A 1326-nucleotide genomic window follows, 5' to 3' on the forward strand; every position below is an offset into this window, starting at 1 on the left:
TACTGCCGGATTCCTCCATCTTATTTACAGCATGCAGAACGATAATTATGCCGATGTTCTGCTTCTCGGCACACTAAGTTGTCGTTGCGGATTTCGGAGCTCGTTCCAGTCCGACAGGACGGAACGATGTTGCGAGAATCCAGCGAACGACACACCACGAACCCCGCAATGCAATTTACAATTTGTTGTGTGCTGCCATTTCTCTTTTTTTAAACTGTCTTTGTATATAATATATTGATGTTGCGATAATTATAGTTGAGCCGATTATTAGCATTGTCAAATTTCTCAATCCGCCATAACTCTCTATTATTCCTTGATTCATTGAGGAATCCAAGTCGATAAAATATCTCATTGTAAAGCCAGTCAGATTTGCTGCAGCATGTATAATTATAGTTAGTGTCAGACTTTTAGTTTTGTAATAAATCCAACCTGAAAAAGCTCCAATTATTAAACCTGTAACAAATTGCCATGGATTAAAATGAGCGATACCAAAAAGCAAACTGGAAACCATTATTGATGTTGCAGGCGTATATCTTTTCAGGAGTCCGTCCAAAATAATTCCTCGAAAAATTAATTCTTCCAGTATCGGAGCTGCAATTACCATAAGAACGAAAGCCCATACTCCGGTTTGTCCTGCCAATTCTAAAAGGGATTTTTGTATTGAGTCTGGAATTGGAATTAGTCCGCTTATTGGACCACAAAATCCAACCAATAAAGCAATTGAAGTGACAATAACGAAAGGGATAATTTGCTTATTTTCTATTGACAGATTAAATGAACTTACTTTTTCTTTATGCTTTTTAATGCTGTGTATAATCATAAAAACTGTTCCAAATGAGAGAATGTATCCAATGAACATGGAAATTTCTTTGTTCGTAAATTTCTCAAGTACTGTTTTCAGTGGACTTACGAGCAACATTCCTAAGATAACCATTCCTGTTATCCCGAAACTTTGAATGATATTTGGGTAGCTTTTTACTCGTTTTATAATTTCCTTCTTTTCTCCTTTTTTGTCGAGATGAATAGGAATGAATATTCCTGCTGGTAAAGTTATTATCCCCACGACAAATAGTTCAAATCCATATTTTATGTGGGAGAATATCATAAAGAGCCCCAGTAGCAGAAGCAGAATTCCCAAAATAATAATTGTCCTCTTTAGTACTGGAAGTGTCATGTTATAGATTTGTTTGATTAGTAATATTTGGTTTCTTTTTTGTTCATGGTTGCACACAACGGTCACTTGGTCGAGTAGACCGGGGGAATTTCACCCCCAGCCTCTCACAGAACCGTACTTGACAGTCTCCCGTCATACGGCTCTTCTAATAT

General features: G+C 37.0%; 1 protein-coding gene. It reads right to left on the reverse strand.

Going from position 1 to position 1326, the window contains the following annotated elements; genetic code table 11:
• Positions 1-175: 175 nt before the first annotated feature.
• Positions 176-1174, reverse strand: a complete 999-nt coding sequence (locus BM156_RS20555; protein ID WP_093921785.1) for a CPBP family intramembrane glutamic endopeptidase — start codon at positions 1172-1174, stop codon at positions 176-178.
• Positions 1175-1326 lie beyond the last annotated feature (152 nt).

The organism is Sunxiuqinia elliptica (assembly GCF_900113005.1).
Taxonomy (GTDB): domain Bacteria; phylum Bacteroidota; class Bacteroidia; order Bacteroidales; family Prolixibacteraceae; genus Sunxiuqinia; species Sunxiuqinia elliptica.

Bases quoted from the DNA above. Each gene is read 5' to 3' on its own strand.
- BM156_RS20555 (WP_093921785.1), bottom strand. From the start codon at position 1,174: ATGACACTTCCAGTACTAAAGAGGACAATTATTATTTTGGGAATTCTG.